At 46.8% G+C, this 19,972-nt stretch carries 8 protein-coding genes; all 8 read right to left on the reverse strand.

All coding sequences use genetic code 11. The annotated features are described in order from the left end of the window. Positions 1-22: 22 nt before the first annotated feature. Entirely contained in the window at positions 23-11,971 is an 11,949-nt protein-coding gene (locus AD710_RS16835) for a non-ribosomal peptide synthetase/type I polyketide synthase (RefSeq protein WP_049628563.1), read from the reverse strand. A gap of 19 nt (positions 11,972-11,990) precedes the next feature. Continuing rightward, the gene (fabD, locus tag AD710_RS16840; RefSeq protein WP_049628564.1) at positions 11,991-13,193 is read right to left on the reverse strand and encodes an ACP S-malonyltransferase; all 1,203 of its coding nucleotides are present in this window, start codon (positions 13,191-13,193) and stop codon (positions 11,991-11,993) included. 603 nt (positions 13,194-13,796) lie between these two features. Beyond that, positions 13,797-14,582, reverse strand: a complete 786-nt coding sequence (locus AD710_RS16845; protein WP_049628565.1) for a 3-hydroxybutyrate dehydrogenase — start codon at positions 14,580-14,582, stop codon at positions 13,797-13,799. Positions 14,583-14,594: 12 nt separating this feature from the next. Continuing rightward, the gene (locus AD710_RS16850) at positions 14,595-15,251 is read right to left on the reverse strand and encodes a 3-oxoacid CoA-transferase subunit B (protein WP_049628566.1); all 657 of its coding nucleotides are present in this window, start codon (positions 15,249-15,251) and stop codon (positions 14,595-14,597) included. A gap of 17 nt (positions 15,252-15,268) precedes the next feature. After that, positions 15,269-15,970 (reverse strand): CoA transferase subunit A, encoded by a 702-nt coding sequence (locus tag AD710_RS16855; protein ID WP_016935944.1) that lies wholly within the window; start codon positions 15,968-15,970, stop codon positions 15,269-15,271. A gap of 24 nt (positions 15,971-15,994) precedes the next feature. Then, the gene (locus AD710_RS16860) at positions 15,995-17,440 is read right to left on the reverse strand and encodes a GntP family permease (RefSeq protein ID WP_049628567.1); all 1,446 of its coding nucleotides are present in this window, start codon (positions 17,438-17,440) and stop codon (positions 15,995-15,997) included. A gap of 313 nt (positions 17,441-17,753) precedes the next feature. Further along, a complete protein-coding gene (locus AD710_RS16870) occupies positions 17,754-18,950 on the reverse strand; it encodes a cytochrome P450 (RefSeq protein ID WP_049628569.1) in 1,197 nt (398 codons plus the stop codon). A gap of 1 nt (position 18,951) precedes the next feature. Further along, positions 18,952-19,971: a biotin synthase BioB gene (gene bioB / locus AD710_RS16875; RefSeq protein ID WP_016935940.1), complete on the reverse strand. Its 1,020-nt coding sequence runs from the start codon at positions 19,969-19,971 to the stop codon at positions 18,952-18,954. Position 19,972: the final 1 nt, after the last annotated feature.

The following is a 19,972-nucleotide window of genomic DNA, read 5'->3' on the forward strand; positions in this document are numbered from 1 at the left end:
TTAAAGAAATAAATGCTTTTCCCTAAAAGTTCAATTGAATAGAATCAAGCGCGTTCTCTTCTTCCTCAATACTTCCGCTCAATCCGATTTGATCGATCAGAATGTCCGGCTGTTCCAGAATCGCTGATAGGATGTGTAAATAGTCGTTTGATAGAATCTCGATTCTGCTTTTCTTAAACAGTTTTTTCGAATATTCAAACAGCCCGTGATAGTTGTCGTGATCCGCCTGAATCGACAAGGTCAAATCGAACTTGGCAACCGGATGATGAAATGGATATGGCTTGAGCTGCAGGGAATCAAATGTCAATTCAGCCTGGTCGAGATTTTGCAGCACAAACATCGTATCGAATAAAGGATTGCGGCTTGAATCTTTCGGAAGATGTAAATGCTGTATCAATTCTTCCAACGGATAGTCTTGATTTTTATAGGCGTTCAGCATGTTTTCCTTTACTTCGTTTAAGTAGGCATCAAATGTTTTACGGCCCGCCGGGTGATTCCGAATGACTAACGTATTGACGAACATTCCCACAACGGACTCCACATCCAAATGAGTCCGCCCGGCAGACGGCGTTCCTACGATAATATCCTCTTGTCCGCTGTATTTAGATAAAAGAATCGTATAGGCCGCCAATAAAATCATATACAGTGTTGCGCCTGTTTCTTCTTCCATATGGCTTAAACGCTGTTTCAAGTGTTCCGGTATAACAAATTCGAAGGATTCGCCTTCGTAATCGCGTATGGCAGGTCTCTCATAATCCGCAGGCATATCCAGTACGGGAATGTCATCGTGAAACTGCTCCAGCCAATACGCTTCCTGGCTCTTAATGTTCCGTCTCTGAATGTCCGATTGCTGCCAGACCGCATAATCTTTATATTGAACTGAAAGCGGGTCCGGTTGGTTCCCTGCGTAGAGCCGGCTCAGATCGTTCATCATAATATTGACGGACACGCCGTCAGAAATGATATGATGCATATCAACCACAAGCACATGCCGCAAAGGTTCAAGTTCAATTAATCCCGCTCGCATCAGAGGCGGTTTGGCTAAATCAAACGCTTGGATGAATTCAAGCACACGGTCTTCCGCTTCTTCTTCGCTTGCTTGAATTTGTTCTATTGTAAATTCGACGCTCTGATGAATTCGCTGCGCCGGCTCACCTTCATATAATTCAAAGCTGGTCCGCAACGCTTCATGACGCTCGATTAATTTTTGGAAAGCGTCGTTTAACCGGTCGGGATCAACGTCTCCTTCCACGCTCATGGCACCCGTCATATTGTAAGTCAGTTCGCCGCCTTCTGCGTGACTTAACAAATACATCCGTCTCTGAGCTGAAGAAACCGGATAATAGGACATTTCCTTTGCGGCCGGGATCGGTATATATTGATTTTTGTCCATGTGTAACGTCTTTTCAGCCAATTGTTCAATGGTAGGAAACTTGAATATGTCTTTTAGAGACAGATTCACATCCAGCTCTTTTTGAATTCTGGCGGCTAAGGCCGCTGCGCGAATGGAGTTTCCTCCGAGATCAAAGAAATTATGTTTAATCCCCGCACGGCTTATTCCGAGCACTTCCTGCCATAAATCTGCGAGTTTGGACTCCGCCTCATTGCCCGGCGGAACATATTCAGCTGTCTGCTGAAGACTCGCTTCTGGCGCGGGCAGTGCCTTACGGTTTATTTTCCCGTTGGACGTTAACGGCATATCGTCCAGACGGACAAAATAAGAAGGAATCATGAAGTCCGGAAGCTCGGATGACAGTTGTTCCCTAAGCTGCGCAGCCGCTATAGGCTTGTCGCTTACGTAATACGCGCATAATTGTTTTAAGCCGTCTTCTTCTTCTTTCACTGTAACCGCGGCTTTTTGCACCGCTTCCGCGTTATGCATCGCCGCTTCAATTTCCCCAAGCTCGATTCGGTGTCCCCTGATTTTGACTTGTTCATCAACGCGCCCAATATATACAAGATTTCCATCCTTCAATCGTTTAGCCAAATCCCCTGTTTTGTACATCTTCGCTCCCGGTATAAATGGGTTTTCAATAAATTTCTCTGCCGTTAAATCCGGGCGGTTCCAATACCCTCTGGCCACACCCGGTCCGCTGATATACATTTCGCCGATTACCCCGACCGGAACCAGGTTTCTGCTTGCATCGGCCACATAAATATCCGTATTGGCAGCCGGAGTGCCGATCGGTACAAATTCCCGCTTGTCCCGTTCTGCGTCGAAGTGATAAATCATACATCCGACGACAGCTTCCGTCGGTCCGTATTCATTGAAAATGTCCAGCCGGCCTTTAAACTGCTCGCTGACACTTTTGGCCAGACGGGTGCTTAAATTTTCTCCGCCCACAATCATTTTCCGTATTGCGGTGCCGCCTGCTATATTCATCTCCCTGATGACGTGCAAATGTGCCGGTGTCAATTTGATCATGTCTATTCTTGTGTCCTTTATAATCTCAGAAAGCACGGTGCTTTTGTCCTCTCCATCGAAGACAACGATGGTATTTCCTGTAGCCAGCGGTGTAAATATCGAAGTCACCGTCAGATCGAAAGAGATGGAAGAGTATAATGGGAAGTTGGTTTTCTCACCCTTTACATAAACCTCTTTCGCCCACCAAATATAATTAGCCAGCCCTTGGTGCTCAATGAGTACACCTTTCGGATTTCCCGTAGAACCCGACGTATAGATCATGTAGGCCAAATCATGTGCATTGCTATCCAATTCAAGATTCGAGCGGTCCTCATGATATGAACTTTCCTCATCCAAAAGCACAACGTCACCATCATACGGTAATTGATCTTGCAGGCTCTGAAGTGTCAACACAACCTCCGCTTTTGAATCTCTCAGCATATATTGAATCCGATCTTCCGGATATTCAGGGTCAATAGGCACATATGCACCGCCGGATTTCAGAACTGCCAAAATTCCAACAATCAGCTCAAGGCAATGCGGAGAAAGGATGGCAACGAATTGATCCGCTTGTACGCCTTTTATCCGTAACGTCCGCGCCAATTGGTTCGCCCGTTCATTGAGCTGTCTGTACGTATACTGCTCATTGCCAAAAATAACGGCTGCATGATCGGGCCGCTGTGCCGCCTGTTTTTCAAACCATCGGGTTACTGTTTCCTTATGCGGATACGGCGTCTTTGTGTCATTACACTCCGTCAGCAATTGATGCCGTTCGGTTTCAGACAGCATAGGAACGGAAGACAGCGTCATCTCCGGCTGCTCCACAAGGCTGTTTAAAATGCCGGTATAGTGTCTGGTGATCTGTTCAATGGTGTCTTTTTCAAACTGTCCCGATTTAAAATCAAAATGCATCTCGATTTGTTGTCCGGCATCTTCGATCGTCAGCATCAAATCATATAAAGAGACTCCGGGATTTCGCTCTTTCACCTTAAACGTACATTCATCATGCCGGATCTCATGAAATTCAATATTTTGAAACACAAACATCGTGTTAAACAGCGATGTTCCCGTTGTTTCCCGCTGGACATTTAATTTCTCCACAAGCCTGTCGAGTGGATAGTCTTGGTTTTCGAAAGCGTCAAGCGTCTGCCGCTTTACTTCTTCCAGGTAATCCGAGAACTTTCGATTGGCGTGCGGCTTCGTTCGGATTCCGATGGTTTGTATGAAAATACCGATGATATTTTCAATATCCGGATGATTTCTTCCTGAAGCAGGCGTACCTACGACAACATCTTCTTGGCCCGTATATTTATGTAGCAGCACTTTGTAGGCGGCCAGCATCACCGTATAGAGAGTCGTTCCCGCTTTTTGCGCCAGCTCTTGCAGCGAACGGATGACATCAGGCTGTAAGGAGCACGTCACGCGCTGTCCCTCGGAAGACTGCTCCGCCGCTTTTGAGCCGTCTGTCGGCAATTGAAGGACCGGGATTTCGTCTTGAAATTGTTCCAGCCAATATGCCTCCTGCCGCTTCATGGCATCCTCATTCAGCCATTGGTTTTGCCATTCTGCGAAATCTTTATATTCAAATTCAATATCCGGTAGCGGTTTTTGATGATATAAAGCCAGCAATTCATTTGTAAGGATGTTGACGGAATAACCGTCCGAAATGATATGGTGCATATCGATGAGCAGTTCGGCCTGCTCGTTTTCAATCTTGATCAGCTCCGCGCGAACCAAAGGAGCTTGTTCCAAGCGGAACGGTTTTACAAATCGGTCTGCATAAGCTTCAAATTCGTTCCGGCTCATGGTCCGGACTTTAACGTTAAAATCGACTTCGTTTTCAAGTTTCTGAACGATTTCCCCGTCTATCATTTCAAAGTATGTGCGAAACGCTTCATGCCGCTCTATGACTTGCTGAAGGGAAGAAATCAAGGCTTGCTCATCGTACTTCCCTATAATTGATATTTGCCCGAACATATTTTGAGCCAGCTGATCCGGCTCCATTTGGTGGAGGAAATAGACTCTTTGCTGCGCCGGCGATGTCGGGTAATACGCTTTTTTCTCAGCAGCTTTGATTGGGAGGTGCATGACTTTCGTTTCATTCTGAATGAAACGTGCTAATTCCTTAACAGTCTGATGATTGAAAAATTGTCCGATGGAAACTTTTTGCTGAAATGTCTTCTGAACTTTGGAAAGCATAAGCGTGGCTTGGAGTGAGTTTCCTCCCAGTTCCAGAAAGCGATCTAATCTGCCAACCCGCTCAAGGCCGAAAAGCTCCTCCCAAATCTGCGCCAGCTGCCGCTCCGTTTCATTTGCCGGCGCCTCGTAGGCATCAGCAAGGTTTTCCGTATTGCTTACGATTGAAGAAACCCGCTTTTGGTGTTCAGCGTAAAGTTCTTGTAAATGATGCTGTTCTTCATCGGAAAACATCACCAAGGCGTTAAGAGGGACTGAATCCCCCTCAACCATCTTTTGTAGCAATGTCGTAAAGCCCGCTCCCCACTTTTTCATGATCTCCGGACTGACGACATTCGTATTAAAATCAAAATCAAGAATGTATTCTTGATCCACATCCGTTACGTTAAGAAACAGATCGTATGAAATGCATTTCATAGGGTAAGCAACGAGCTCAGCTTCCGCCTTTCCGAAGTGAAGCTTTCGAAAAGGCCTGTCCAAATTAAAAATAATACGCATGTCCGGCACATGATCGTGCGGAAGTTCTCTGGCCGTCAGTGTCATCGGAACGGCTTGATGGCGCATGGCTTGATTCACGTTTTCTTTCATCCGGCCCAGATAGCCGGATAAAGTACTTTCTGAAGAAGCCGTGTTTTTTACCGGAATCATATTGACGCAATTTCCAATCAGATCATGCTGTTTCATATGGGATTGACCGGCTGTCGGCATCCCGATTACAAGGCCCGTCTGTTTGGTAAGCCGGTGCAGAAAAAGGTGAAATGCACCAAGCATCGTTACAAATACGCTATTTTTCATCCGAATGCTTAAAGACTTTAAGGCCTCGCTTAAAGGCCGCCCAAGCCGGACGGTACACCGGTCTCCCTCGTATCCGTTCTGATGGCGGGGAGAAGCGGCGCCCGGCAGGACTGCCTGCTGTATCGGTTCTGAGAAATGATGCCGCCAATACCGGACTCCTTCTTCATAATGGCCGCTGTCAATTTGCGCCTGCTGCCAGTCTAAATATTGGCGAAACGAAGCAGCGGCCTCTTTTTGCTGAATTGATTTTCCTTGTACGATTGCCGCGTAGCTGGTCTCCAGCTCTTGAACAAAAACGGCGATCGACCATCCATCAGCAATGATATGATGGAACGTGAGCACAATCAGGTGTTCATTGTGGGCCGATGTAAGCACATGGATTCGAAACAAGGGCTTTTGTTCTTGGAAGTGAAACGGCCGCTTGGCATCTTCAGTCAGCCATTTCTGAATTTCTGTTTCCCGCCGCTCTTCCTGGTGACCGGTAAAATCAATGACAGGTATTTCTATAGCCATTCGTTCCTGCACTTGCTGTACTTCGTCATCGGGATGAATCACCGTACGTAAAGCTTCATGACGGTCGACGATATGCCGGACGGCTTGTTTTAATGGTGTATGCTGCAGTTCGCCCTTTATTTTCAGCATAATGGACTGGTTTAAAGCTGCAGAAGCTTCATTCCCATAATGGGATGCCATGACCAATTGTTTTTGTTCATCTGAAAGCTCGTACGCCCCGGATTTGTTATGCCCGCCGTCATCAGGAGAATCCGGGCCTTCCGGAATAAATCCGCCTCGGCGAAGATCCTTCACCGTGTCTTTAACAGCTTGAATGATGTGTTCAATATCATCCGCGGTATGCGCTGTGGATAGGAAGCAGTTGCGTCCTTCCCACACATAGATCCCTTTATAATTGAGATGGTAAAAGAACAAGTCGTTATCAAGCGATGAGACAAACCGGAATAAAGAACCGAATTGAACCATGCGGATAGGCACTTGCGATTGTTCAAAGAAGCGATTTAGCCGATCAACCAGGGAGGCTGTTTTTTGATTCAGCTGTTCATACAGGTGTTCTCCCTCGGTTTGTAAATGGCGAAGCACGGCTAACGACATTCTCATGGTAAGCGGGTGAGTATTGAATGTGCCGGCCACAAACGTGCGTTTCGCCTCATCTTGCGGATAGGAATCGTCCCCATACTGCCAGGTTCCCCCGTCGATCGCATTCATGAACTCAGCTGTTCCGGCAACAATCCCTAACGGCTGTCCGCCGCCGATGATTTTTCCGTAGGTCACTAAATCAGCCTGAATACCGAACCATTCCTGGGCGCCGCCGAGACCGATCCGAAATCCGGTAATAATTTCATCGATAATCAAAGCTGTTCCGGATTGCTGCGTGATCGCCCGCAATTCTTTCAAAAATGCCCGCGGCTGCAAATCCGGCCTGCGGCTTTGTACAGGTTCCACCAGTACGGCTGCCAATTCATCACCGAGGCTGCGAATCACATCGAGCGAATCGGGATTGTTGTAATGTAAAATAATCAAATCATCCATATAGCTCTGCAGTATACCCGGAGCCAGCGGATTCGCAGACGAGGCTCCGCCTTTAGTGCCGGCAACCCCTAATACCCCGTCAAACGTACCGTGATAAGATCCCGAGAAGGCCACAACTTTCTTTCTTCCTGTTGCCGCCCGCGCTAAACGAAGGGCAACCATGACAGCCTCTGTTCCGGAATTATAGAAAGCGACCCTTTCCACCCCAGTGCATGTGCGGATCCGATCCGCAACTTCTCCTGCGACATCCGACATCGGGCCGAGCGGAGGCAATGATGAACGGACTGAATCATCGATAACCTGTGTAATAAAGGAAGGATGGTGTCCGAAAAGGTTAACCCCGAATCCCATGGTGATATCAATGTATTCATTGCCGTCAACATCCCACATCTTGGAACCGTCAGAACGTTCAGCGATAATCGGGTACACGATTTCCTTCCAATATGAACGGAAGCTGGACAAGTTGCGATTATTTGCATGAGCAAATCGGGTTTTGTCCGTATACTGTTTGGAACCTTTCGTTTTATCTGCATATTTCACGATGAAATCTTCTAAATATTGTTTTTGCCGTGCGGTATAGTGTCCCTGTTCATGCAGGTTCTGAGGCTGAAAAGGAACATAAGGTTTCGTTTCTCGAGTCAATGTCTTTTCTGCAGTGACAGCCGGAGGCCCCTGCTTGACAGAAGGAATTGGTTTCTCTTGGGTTTTATCGTGTTCTTTCACATCGGAATGATGACCGCCGTTTTTCAGCAAATTAAAGCTATTTAACTGAGCTTGCAAGGTGTCCTGGATTAATTGATTCTGAGAAGCGATTATTTTTTCGAGCATATGCCCTTGATGATCTTCTCTGTGACCAGATTCAGGCTGTGCTTCTGGAATGACCAGTGTTTCCTGCGCCGGAACATTCTCTTGAGCCGGAGCGGATGCATGAGACGATGGAACGGTCTCAGCCAAGTAATCGATGACACTTTGAAGGTTGTTCATCGTATCAAAAAAACGATCCATCGGGATGTCTATCCCAAATTCATCCGCGATAGCTTTTTTGACCTGTGACAGCATGATAGAATCCATTCCGAGCCCGATAAAATGGGCATTCAGATCGAGTTCCTCCGCTCTGATTCCGGAAGAATTGCTGATGACAGTTTTCAGGAAGGATTCAATATGCGCCTTCGATTGATTGATGTTCAATGCGGCTTCTCCTTTCTCTTGGCCCTCGTTTAGGCGCAATTGGTCAGCTTCAGCCCAGCAGCGGTTCCGTTCAAACGGATACAGGGGCAATGGCGTTTTTTGTACGGTTTCACCGGCGTAAATGGCGCTCCAGTCTATAACGGCTCCCTGCACAAATAATTCGGCGGCGCGATTCAGCCATGCGATCCGTTCATCATGTGTACGTATACGCTGCTCCATCAGAGCGGCTGCTTGTTTATTCAGCTCCTCTTTATGGGCAGGCAGCATTTCCTTCGAGTTCTTATAACCAACGTATACTCCGGGAAGATGTCTGTCTCCTTGGATTACAGAAGTCAGCTTGTCACATAATTCCTGCTTACTGAATACAATCATGGCAATGCCATGATCCAAATGAGCCCTGCCCGTGCCGGCTGTATAGCAAATGGACTTCAATGAAGCTTGGCTGTCATCTGCTACATATTGACGGTACTGCTGTGCGAGTTCATAGAGTGATTTTTCAGTATGAGCGGATAAAACAAATAGGTGCGGCTCATGTTCGTCCTCGGGTGCATCCTCATTTTGAGAAGTATATTCCTCCAATACCACATGAGCGTTCGTTCCGCTAAAACCGAACGAGCTGATTCCGCCTCGCAGCGGCTCATCACCGGATGTGAACTCCGCAGCTTCCTGATTCACATAAAATGGTGAAGAGTGAAAATGAATGAGCGGATTAGGTTCGTTAAAGTGCGCTAAAGGCGGGTTTTTCTTATGATTCAGCATGAGGACAGATTTGATCAGTCCGACGATGCCTGCTGCTTCAAACAAATGACCGATGTTCGATTTAACAGAACCAATCGCACAAAATTGCTTTTTTGCCGTGTGTTTTTCAAACGCTTTACAAAGCCCGTTAAATTCAACCGGATCGCCGAGCTTCGTTCCGGTGCCATGCGCTTCGATGAAAGACAGCGTTTCAGGAGCAATGCCCGCGTCTTTCCAGGCCGTCTCAATGACCTCAGTCTGAGCTGCCGGATTCGGTGCGGTAATCCCGGCGGTCGTTCCGTCTTGATTTATCGCGCTTCCTTTAATCACGCCGTAAATATGGTCTCCGTCGCGAACTGCATCCTGCAAAGGTTTTAACAGGACTGCCGCCGCGCCTTCACCCGAGCCGGTGCCGTCTGAATCTTTGCTGAACGTTTTCGTGTACCCGTCCGAGGATTCCATATCAAGTCCGATACGGATCGGCAAGAGCGATGTCCGGATCCCGCCGGCAAGTGCCATGTCACAATCGCCGGAAATTAAAGATTTGCATGCCATATGAACGGCGGCAAGCGATGAAGAGCAAGCTGTATCCACTGTGACCGCCGGCCCTTTTAAATTTAAGAAATAAGCGATCCGGCTGGCTAACACGGAAGGAAGATTGCCTACTATATATTGATGAAGTTCCTCCGGATAATTCGCAGAAAGGAGGCGTTCATAATCGTAGCCCACCTTCGAGTACCCCGCATATACCCCGACCCGGCTCCCGTTTATCCCGTCCCCGGCATAGCCCGCATCTTCAATCGCATGCCATGCAGACTGCAAAAACAGTCTTTGGTTAGGATCCATAAACTGAGCGGTTTTAGGCGCTAAACCGAAAAACGAATAATCAAAACGGTCGATTTCATCTAAATAACCGCCCTTCACAAACTGATTCTCATTGAATTCACTTTGGATGGACTTTAAATAATCCGCCGCATCTTTCAGCCGGGATGCAGGGTATTCTCGAATGCTGTGCTCTCCTTTTTCTAGCAAATCCCAAAAATCACTTTTGGTCGATGCTCCCGGGACATTGAGCGACATCCCGATAATGGCGATATCTTTCGGTGTCACATGGTTTGGTTTCGCTGTCACGTCCTGCTTGATCTCAGCACGGCTTTCAGACAGATATGCCGCTAAATCAGTAATAGAAGGATACGTAAAGAGATCGGAGACGGCAAGCTCGCGTCCAAATCTCTGTTCTATACGCTCGGCAGCCTGTGATAACTGTAATGAATTTGCGCCCATATCAAAATAACTGTCAGTGAGGTGAACCTTTTTCCCATCGAGCACATCGGAAAAGATAGACAGTAATTCCGTTTCGATTTCATGAATGGGAGTCTGTCCGGTTTTTTCCGGGCCGCTCTCCAAACATTCATTAATGGCGGCAGACTCTAATGAAAAATCCCCTGCCTCATACTGTCTGGCCAGTTCATATCGTTTCACCTTCCCGCTCGTCGTTTTTGGCAGCTTTTTGATCGGGAGTACTTCTTTTATGCTCCAGCCGCCCCGCTGGTATAAATGCTTTTTGATCTCTTTGACAAGCGGGGCAAATTTTTCAGGCGATTTTTTGAAAACAACAAAGAGCACGATTTCTCCGCTTTGTGTCTTTTGGTCATATACCCCGCAGGCGGCAACCCTTCCTAAGTCAACCTCTTCCATTTCAATCGCAACCCGTTCAATATCGTGCGGGTAGATATTTTTTCCGTTCACGAAAATAATGTCCTTTTCTCTTCCGGTTACGACTAAGTTGCCACTTTCATTAATGAATCCGAGGTCTCCCGTTTTTACCCAGCCGTCAGAAGTCAGCGCTTTTTCCGTACTCTCGGGGTTGTTATAATACCCTTGAGTCACATTGTCTCCTTTAATCTGGATGTGACCGATGATTCCGTCTTCTGCTCTTTCATTTGCTCCGTCGGAGATCCGAAGCTGACAATAGTCAATGGGTTGTCCCACTTCGACGAATGAAGCGCAATGTTGATCCTCTTTGCTGACTTTTACAGCTCGTTCACCAAGATTTAAATAGTCACGATGCAAATAAACAGGAACGAATTCTTTACCTATTTTAGAAAACGCTGCGCCAACCGAAGCTTCCGCTAAACCGTAAACATTCAAAATAGCGGATCTTTTCAGATTGAATGCTGCGCATCTTTTCAAAAATTCGTCACAGAGCTCCGGCAATATCGGTTCTGCACCGTTTGCGATGACTTTGATATGGGATAAATCCCAGTCTGGTTCGTTTTTCAGAAATTTAAGGAAGTAGTTGTACCCGAAATTAGGAGAGGATAGAATACTGGCTTTATGTTCATGAGCTTTTTTCATCCAAAGAATAGGTCTGCGAATAAATAATTCTGTAGGCATTAGATTTTGATTGATTCCGGTTATGAAGGGAACAAGGTGGCAGGCGATGAGCCCCATATCATGCGTTAAAGGCATCCATGATAAGAAAGAGTCTTTCGAATGAATGGCTAGGGCAGTCCCAATGGCGCACGTGTTATGTATTAAGTTGTGATGCGTTAACATGACTCCTTTTGGATCTCCTGTCGATCCGGAAGAAAATTGGATAAAAGCCAGTTCATCCGCATCAGGTTCATAAAACGAAGCGGGGTAATCGTAGGTTTGATCTTGAATGATGTCAGATTTTTCGTTTAATTGATGATGGAAATCCTGTAAATCGTGTTCTGCAGCGTATTTCTTTATTTTGTCCAATACTTTTTCAGAGGCAATCAGAAACGGATGATTTAATATATTCCAAATGCGCCACACCTTCAGCTTATGGTCATCATCTTCTCCGATACTGACCGGTACCGGGATCATTCCTCCTAATATACAAGCCCAAAAAGCAACGACAAATGATTTGTTTTCTTGGATTTGAAATACAATTTCCTGCTTCGGCTGAATGCCGATATGCTGTAAATAGCCAAGAAAGCCTTTCGCTTCTTCAAACAATTGGCGGTAAGAGACAACTGTCTCTTTTTTATCGGATTCGATAAAACGGATTCCGCGATCAGAGATATTGCTTCTTTCCCGAATGACATCTACTAAGGTTTGGAATTGACTGGTATACATAGGTCCCCTCCTGGGCGCTTTATTTTAAAATCCGCAATTCTTCCCATGCCGGAAGCTGTTTAGCCTTGCAAATTAATTTGCATAAATGGATCGAATGTTCGAGCTCTTGTTCTGAGAGCTCATTTTCATGTCTTTCCATTCTCTCTTTCAGCTCTTGGATTTGCGTAAATAATGACGTCGTCATATTGGAATAAGCCGCTGAATCCTTGTTATAATTTCGCGCAATAACGGATTGAATCATCAATTTATTCAGCTGTTTTTTGCGTAAACGGACAATATGCTTCTTTCTTTCCGCTGAATTGGAAAGCGGGTGAATATCAGATGTCTGTCCAAAGGGATAAGGTACAATGTGATTCGTTATTTTTTTCAGCAGACCGGATAAGACATTGTTCGGCCCCATTTCGATGACTTCCGTGACTCCGTGTAAAAGCAAGTAATGCATTGATTCCGCCCATCTTACCGGCATCGTCATGTGCTGCTTGAGATGTTCGCAGATCGAATTTCCGCTGCTGTAAGGGCGCGCGGTGACATTTGAAATGATCGGCCATGCGGCATCCCGGAAGGAATACTGGTGTAATGCACTCTGGAATTGTTCGGATGCCGATCTTATCATTGAACTGTGAAAAGGTGCACTTACATTTAAATAAGTGTATGCCGCCCCCTTTTCCTCCGCCATCCTGATGACACGCTCCACAGCTTGCCGGTGTCCGGAAATGACATGCTGCCGGTCTGAATTCATGCAGGCTACACCTGCCGGAAAGTCTTCTGTCGACACTTTCGCACACATTTCTTGCAATGTTTGAAGAGAGAGCCGGGTCACAGCAGCCATCGTTCCCTGCTGCTGAGGATCCGCATTTTGCATAAGAATTCCCCGCCGCCTTACAAGTGTAACGGCATCATGAAAAGAAAGGGCGCCGGCACAGACAAGCGCCGAGTATTCTCCTAAGCTGTGACCTGCAAGAAAGCGCGGCTTAACCCCTATTTCTTGCATATACACTTGAAACGCAATCACACTGACCGTTAAAATAGCGGGCTGCGCATTCATTGTTTTTGTTAATTCATTCATATCACCGGTAAAACACAGCTTTTTTATATCCAAGGAGATCGCGTCGCCCGCTTCTTCAAATAATCTTTTTGCGACCCCGAAATCATTCCAAAATTGTTTGCCCATTCCTACAAATTGAGATCCTTGTCCAGGAAATAAAAAGGCAAGATTGTTCATGAGCTCCCTCCGATCGTATTGAACATTGATCCAATATCATACAATATATCCCTTTATATAACATCGTAGCATGATTATAACAAAGGTGTATAGAATACTTTCGGAGGAGTTATTGTTCGATTTCACAAACGAACTGGTTATAATTGTTCATAAAATACAAGATGGAGCTGACACTGAAAAATCAGTCTTAAAGAGAGGTGATAAGATCCGGCCTGGAAGCCTGTTACCGACTCTTCTTCACTCAGGGTGCGCCCTTGATGCTTCATATTTTTTGGGTATATCGGCATAATTGTGTCAGAAATTACATCTTTTCTGTTTATTGTAAAAGTCCATTTGTATATCTGTGAAGGATTGTAAACTGGGGGTGCAGGAATGGAATTGGAAGAGGAAAATCAGCAGTGAAATGCGGCGCAGCACATACGGATGATCCCGCTCCATACCGATTGATGCATTCTCAATCGATTAAATTCCGGCTGTTTTTTTGTTTACATTGTTTTGTAACCTTCCGTCAGCATTCACCATCTTGCTTATCAAGAACCCCAATCTTATTTGGACAGAAAAAAACAGCCGCTCAGAACGGCTGTTTTTTCATGGGTATCAGAACTATTGAGCGGTATACCCGCCGTCCATAACGACGGCCTGACCGGTGACGCCTTTTGCTTTGTCGCTGGCCAAAAATACGGCGTAATCCGCAATTTCCTTCACTGACAGCAGCCGTTTTTGGGGAACGAGCGGAAAGATGACGTCCTCCAGCACCCTTTCGTACGGTACATTCCTTGTTGCGGAAATATCCTTTAACTGATTGCGGACAAGCTGAGTGTCCACATATCCCGGGCAAAGCGCATTGACGGTAATGCCGTCAGCCGCGCCTTCAAGTGCGCCGACTTTCGTTAAGCCGATGACGCCATGCTTGGCGCTGTTATATGCCGCTTTTCCGTAAAAACCGATCAGTCCGTTGACAGACGCCATATTGATGATCCGTCCGAACTGCTGTTTTTTCATGACGGGGAATGCATGTTTCATGGTGAGAAACGGTCCAGTCAGCATGACACGGATGAGCCTTTCAAACTGTTCCGCGGGAAATTCCTCGATGGGGGCGATATGCTGAATGCCCGCGTTATTTACGAGAATATCGAGCCGACCGAATTCTGTCAGAGCTGTTTGAATCATATCGGCCGTTTGTTTTTCATCTGTTACATCACACGTGATGCTGATGGCATGGGCGCCTTCTCCGCTGAGTTTTGCAGCAGCTTCTTTTCCCGCCTGTTCATTAACATCCGCTATGAGAACGGAGGCTCCTTCACGGGTGAACTCTTGAGCGATTTCAAATCCGATTCCTCTGGCTGCCCCTGTCACTACAGCTGTTTTGTGTTTCAGCATTGAATGCATGATGATACCTCCTTATTTCCGCCGGGACGTTAATGCTTCACTGACAGTGAACCGGCCTTCGGTTTTCTCGAGGACTTCCTCTAATACCGCGCCTTCCTGCAATTCGGTCAGCGTCATACGGCCTTGGCAGAAATCGAATACCGCCAAATCTGTGATCAGCCGATCGACGACCTGCCTGCCGGTTAAAGGCAGCGTACATTCCGATTTCACTTTGGACTCTCCATATTTATTCACATGCTCCATGATGACAACGATCCGTTTTGCTCCGTGAACCAAGTCCATGGCGCCGCCCATTCCTTTAATCATTTTTCCGGGGATCATCCAGTTCGCCAAATCTCCCCGTTCGGACACTTCCATGCCGCCGAGGATGGCGACATCAATGTGCCCCCCGCGAATCATAGCAAACGATTCGGCACTGTCAAAATACGAGGCTCCTTTGACTTCGGTAATGGTTTCTTTCCCGGCGTTAATAAGATCTGGGTCCTCCATTCCGGCAAGGGGATAAGGGCCGATTCCGAGCAAGCCGTTTTCCGACTGAAGCATCACATTGTAATGATCCGGGATTTCATTGGCGACAAGCGTCGGCATGCCTATCCCTAAATTCACATTCATTCCGTCTTTAATTTCCTTTACTGCCCGTGCGATCATTCGTTTTCTGCCATCTTTCATAAGATCAGCTCCCTTCTTCATGCTTCCCGGACGGTGCGGCGTTCGATCCGTTTTTCTTGTGTTGTGCTTTTGAGCACATGCTGAACAAAGATACCCGGTGTATGAATGTGATCCGGATCAAGCTCACCGATATCGACGATTTCTTCAGCCTCTGCAATCGTCACTTTGCCTGCCATGGCAGCGAGCGGATTGAAGTTTCTCGCCGTCTTTCTGAAAACCAGGTTGCCCAGAGGATCAGCTTTCCAGGCCTTTACGATGGCGGCGTTCCCTGTAATTCCTTTCTCCAGAAGATAGGTGCGTCCTTCAAATGTCTTCTGTTCTTTTCCTTCGGCTACTGATGTCCCGACGCCCGCAGATGTATAAAAACCCGGGATGCCCGCCCCTCCCGCGCGAATTCGTTCTGCGAGCGTTCCTTGGGGAACCAATTCGACTTCCAGCTCCCCGCTTAAAAACTGCCGTTCAAAGGTTTTGTTTTCTCCCACATAGGATGCGACCATTTTTTTGATCTGCCGATTTGCAAGCAAGAGGCCCAATCCCCAGTCATCAACACCGCAGTTATTACTGACAACGGTCAGGTTTTTCACGCCGCTGTCCCTGATCGCGAGAATTAATTGTTCCGGAATGCCGCACAGGCCGAATCCTCCTGCGATGAGGGTGTCTCCGTCTTTGATCAGTTCAGCAGCTTCTTTAAACGAATCCATGATTTTCCCTTTTCCCATATTCGCTTCCCCTTTCTGTTTTGGCTACACAAGGCCCGTCAGACTGTAAATACCGATGATGACAAACACAGCCGCTGTTTTAATGACGGTAATGGCAAAGATATCTCTGTAGGATTGGCGGTGAGTCAACCCTGTGACCGCGAGCAGCGTAATGACGGCGCCATTATGCGGAAGAGTGTCCATCCCGCCGGAGGCCATCGAGATCACCCGGTGCATGACTTCCGGCGGGATGTGAAATGTATGGATTGCTTCTGTATACGTTGCGGACATCGTACTTAAAGCGATGCCCATTCCTCCTGAGGCCGACCCTGTAATCCCGGCAAGCGCAGTGGTCGTCACCGCTCCATTGACAAGCGGATCAGTAAACGTCTGCGATATGCCGCTGCTGACTGCTTTGAAGCCGGGAAGCGCTGCAATGATGCCGCCAAATCCGTATTCGGCTCCTGTATTCATTGACGCCAGCAAGGCGCCCCCGATGCCCTCATTCAGTCCTTCCTTCAAATTGAAGAGCACTTTTTTCCAATCGAACAAAATTGTTGTCATGATACCGATGAACAGTGCGAGCTCTACTGACCAGATCGCAGTGACGGAAGAAAGATCAATCTTTCCGAACGCTTCTAAACCGAGCGGCGCAAAATCAAATCCGTCGGGATACCAATACGGGAGCCACATCGTGAAGCATTTGTTCAATACCCCGACAAGGATAAGCGGAATAAAGGCGAGCACTTGCCGCGCGGTACTGGGTTCTGCCTCCTGCAGTAAATCAGGCGTGTTTTTTTCATAAGCCAGACCTGAGGATTCCTTTGCAGCGGAAACTTCAGACGGAAACCCAGCATAGCCTTCTCCTGCATCGGCCGCTTTCTTGCGCCGGAATTCTAAATAAAACATCCCGGCCGTAAGCACAAACGCTGCACCAATCAGTCCGAGCCAGGGAGCGGCATAAATGTTTGTTTTAAAAAATGCTGTCGGAATGACATTTTGAATTTGCGGTGTGCCGGGAAGCGCATCCATTGTAAATGTAAAAGCGCCCAATGCAATCGTTCCGGGTATCAGACGTTTGGGAATATCAGCTTTCATAAATAGGTTTTTAGCAAACGGATAGACGGCAAACACCGCTACGAAGAGACTGACGCCGCTGTACGTTAAAATCGCACCCATTAAGACGATGGCAAGAATGGCTCTTTTTGCTCCCACAAGCCTGACGATTGTTTTTGCGATCGACTCGGCGAGCCCGGATATTTCAACAACCTTGCCAAAAACAGCCCCCAAAAGAAATACGGGAAAATACAGCTTAATAAAGCCCGCCATCTTCTCCATAAATATATTCGAGAAGAAAGGAAGTACGAAGCTCGGATCTGTCAGAAGCACAGCAAACAGCGCGCAAATCGGGGCAAATAAAATGACTGAAAAGCCTCGATAAGCCGCAAACATCAGCAAGCATAATGCCAATAAAATAATGACAATGTCCACAAATCCCCCTCTTTTCTGCTTCATGATAGCGAACGCTTACAAATTGATTCGAAGGAAGAAAATGCAACAACCATGCCAAGCTTACATCATGCTTGGTTTTCCGTTTTTTTAAAACGAATGAATTCCGGACAATCGGAAGTTTCCGTTTTGGCGGAAAGAAAAGGAAGCCCTTGTTACGTTATATTGAATGGCTGAGCGGTGAGTTTTTTTGGATAGGAGAGAGAGGATTTTTGCTTTATAAATATGTATTCTTTTTTCTTTCATTTATTTCCTGCAGGAGGAACCGGTAAAATCCGACCCTCCTGCATGGTCATCAGCCGATGACAACTGGAAGCTCTGTGAGCGACCTAAAACCAATGAGCTTCCGGTATTCAAGCCTGGGTGCGGCCAGCCGAAGCTTAGGCATCCGCTCTAACAGCGTGAGAATGGCTATTTGTGCTTCAATGCGCGCTAATCGTGAACCTACGCAAAAATGGGCGTTCTTTCCGAATGCAAGATGCGGATTCGGTTTTCTTTCAATGTCCATTTTGTGAGGCTGATTGAATATGCTTGGATCGCGATTGGCTGCACCTAAAAGGATATATACCTGCTCTCCTTTTTTTATGATCTTTCCATTTATTTCGCAGTCTTCTGAAGCGGTGCGGGCCGTCAGCTGTGTAGGGCTGTCATAACGCAAACATTCCTCGACTGCAGTTTCAATAAGCGAGGGGTTTTCTCTCAGTGCGCTAAGCTGTTCAGGGTGTTTCAATAAAGTATACACACCGTTGCTTATGAGGTTTACCGTCGTCTCGTGTCCGGCTATGATAAGTAATACACATGTCGCGAGTACTTCCTCTTTTGAAAGCTGTTCTTCTACAATAAACCTGCTGATCAAGTCTTCCTGAGGCTGGATTTTCCGCTTGTGAATCAAATCTCTGAAATATGACGTCATCCTGCCTGCGGTGCCGCTTGCTCTGACTAACGTCTTTCTTGACCGGGTAAAATCAATGGCCTGAATGACGTCTGCCGTCCATTGTCTGAATTGATATCTCTCCTCTTTCGGCACTCCGAGTATCTTCGCAATGATGAGGCTTGCCAATGGAAAGGCAAACTCTGAAACAAGGTCTGCGGTTTTTTTGTTTTGGACTTGATCCAATAAGTCATGCGCCGTTTCTTTTATACAGGGGCGGAGTGATTCCGCCGTCTTTGCGGTGAATTCTTTCCCTATAACCATCCGGATCCGCTTATGGTCTGATTGATTTTTAAATAACAGCATATCGTGCTGGATATGCGATAGATTTTGATATTTCGTTGAAGCTTCCGGAAGAGGAACACGGTTTTTAAACCGGTTGTCTTTCAGAATCGCTTCCGCCTCTTTATACCCGGTGACATACCAGCCCGGATATTTTAATACGGTTCCTTTATAAACAGGATCAATGGCCCGCAGTTTGTCATAAAACGGGTAAGGGTCATTCCAAAAATCTGAATCCGCCTGGAGGGACGGATGTGAAATTGATACGCCCGCCGTCATCTTATACCTCCGTTTTGCAGGCGGATTGTAAGCCGGCTTTCATTTCTTCGACGGATTCAACTTCAAAACCTAGATCATGGAGCATTTTATGATCCTCTGTTTCATGCTGTCCTGAGGTTGTTAAGTAATCACCGACGAATATAGAGTTTGCCGCGTACAGACCGAGCGGCTGCAGCGAACGCAGGTTGACTTCCCGTCCTCCTGAGATACGGATTTCTTTTGCCGGATTGATAAAACGGAACAAGGCGAGCACTTTCAGGCAATACACCGGATTTAATTCGCTTACCCCTTCTAACGGAGTTCCGTCAATCGCATGCAGAAAATTAACCGGGATGCTGTCTGCGTCAAGCGCTTTCAAGCTGTTCGCCATATCAATGACGTCCTGTTTCGTCTCTTTCATGCCGACGATGACACCCGAACAAGGTGACATCCCTGATTGTTTCGCCATTTGTACAGTGTTGACCCTGTCGTCATACGTGTGTGAGGTCGTAATGTTTGCGTGATTTCTTTGTGACGTATTGATGTTATGATTGTACCGGTCGACTCCTGCCTGTTTCAGCCGCTCCGCCTGTTCCGGCTTCAACAGACCGAGGCATGCGCAGATTTTCAAACCGTACGTTTCTTTAATTTCTTTGACAGCATCAACCACTTGATCTACTTCTCTGTTCGACGGTCCCCGCCCGCTGGCGACGATGCAGTATGTTCCTATATTCAGGTCATGGGCGCGTTTTGCCCCTTTAAGCAATATATGCTTATCCACCATCCGATAAGACTCAATCGGCGCTTTTGATATTGCAGATTGTGAACAGTACCCGCAATTTTCGGGACACAGGCCTGACTTTGCATTCATAATCATATTCAGCTTTACCTTTTTTCCGTAAAATCGTTTTCTAATATGAAAAGCGGCATGCATCAGCAATAAAAGATCCTCATCAGGGCAATTTAAAATGGCAAGCGCTTCCTGGTTCGTTACTTCCGCCCCGTCCAGCACTCTCTCTGCAAGATCCATCCATTGATTCATG

The organism is Bacillus sp. JFL15, from assembly GCF_001184225.1.
GTDB classification, from domain to species: Bacteria; Bacillota; Bacilli; order Bacillales; family Bacillaceae; genus Bacillus; species Bacillus siamensis.

What these genes read in the sequence shown, in the direction of transcription:
- AD710_RS16850 (WP_049628566.1), bottom strand. Translation starts at nt 15,251, where the DNA reads ATGAAAGATGGCAGAAAACGAATGATCGCACGGGCAGTAAAGGAAATT.
- AD710_RS16870 (WP_049628569.1), bottom strand. Translation starts at nt 18,950, where the DNA reads ATGACGGCGGGCGTATCAATTTCACATCCGTCCCTCCAGGCGGATTCA.
- bioB (WP_016935940.1), bottom strand. Translation starts at nt 19,971, where the DNA reads ATGAATCAATGGATGGATCTTGCAGAGAGAGTGCTGGACGGGGCGGAA.
- AD710_RS16835 (WP_049628563.1), bottom strand. Translation starts at nt 11,971, where the DNA reads ATGTATACCAGTCAATTCCAAACCTTAGTAGATGTCATTCGGGAAAGA.
- AD710_RS16855 (WP_016935944.1), bottom strand. Translation starts at nt 15,970, where the DNA reads ATGGGAAAAGGGAAAATCATGGATTCGTTTAAAGAAGCTGCTGAACTG.
- AD710_RS16845 (WP_049628565.1), bottom strand. Translation starts at nt 14,582, where the DNA reads ATGCATTCAATGCTGAAACACAAAACAGCTGTAGTGACAGGGGCAGCC.
- fabD (WP_049628564.1), bottom strand. Translation starts at nt 13,193, where the DNA reads ATGAACAATCTTGCCTTTTTATTTCCTGGACAAGGATCTCAATTTGTA.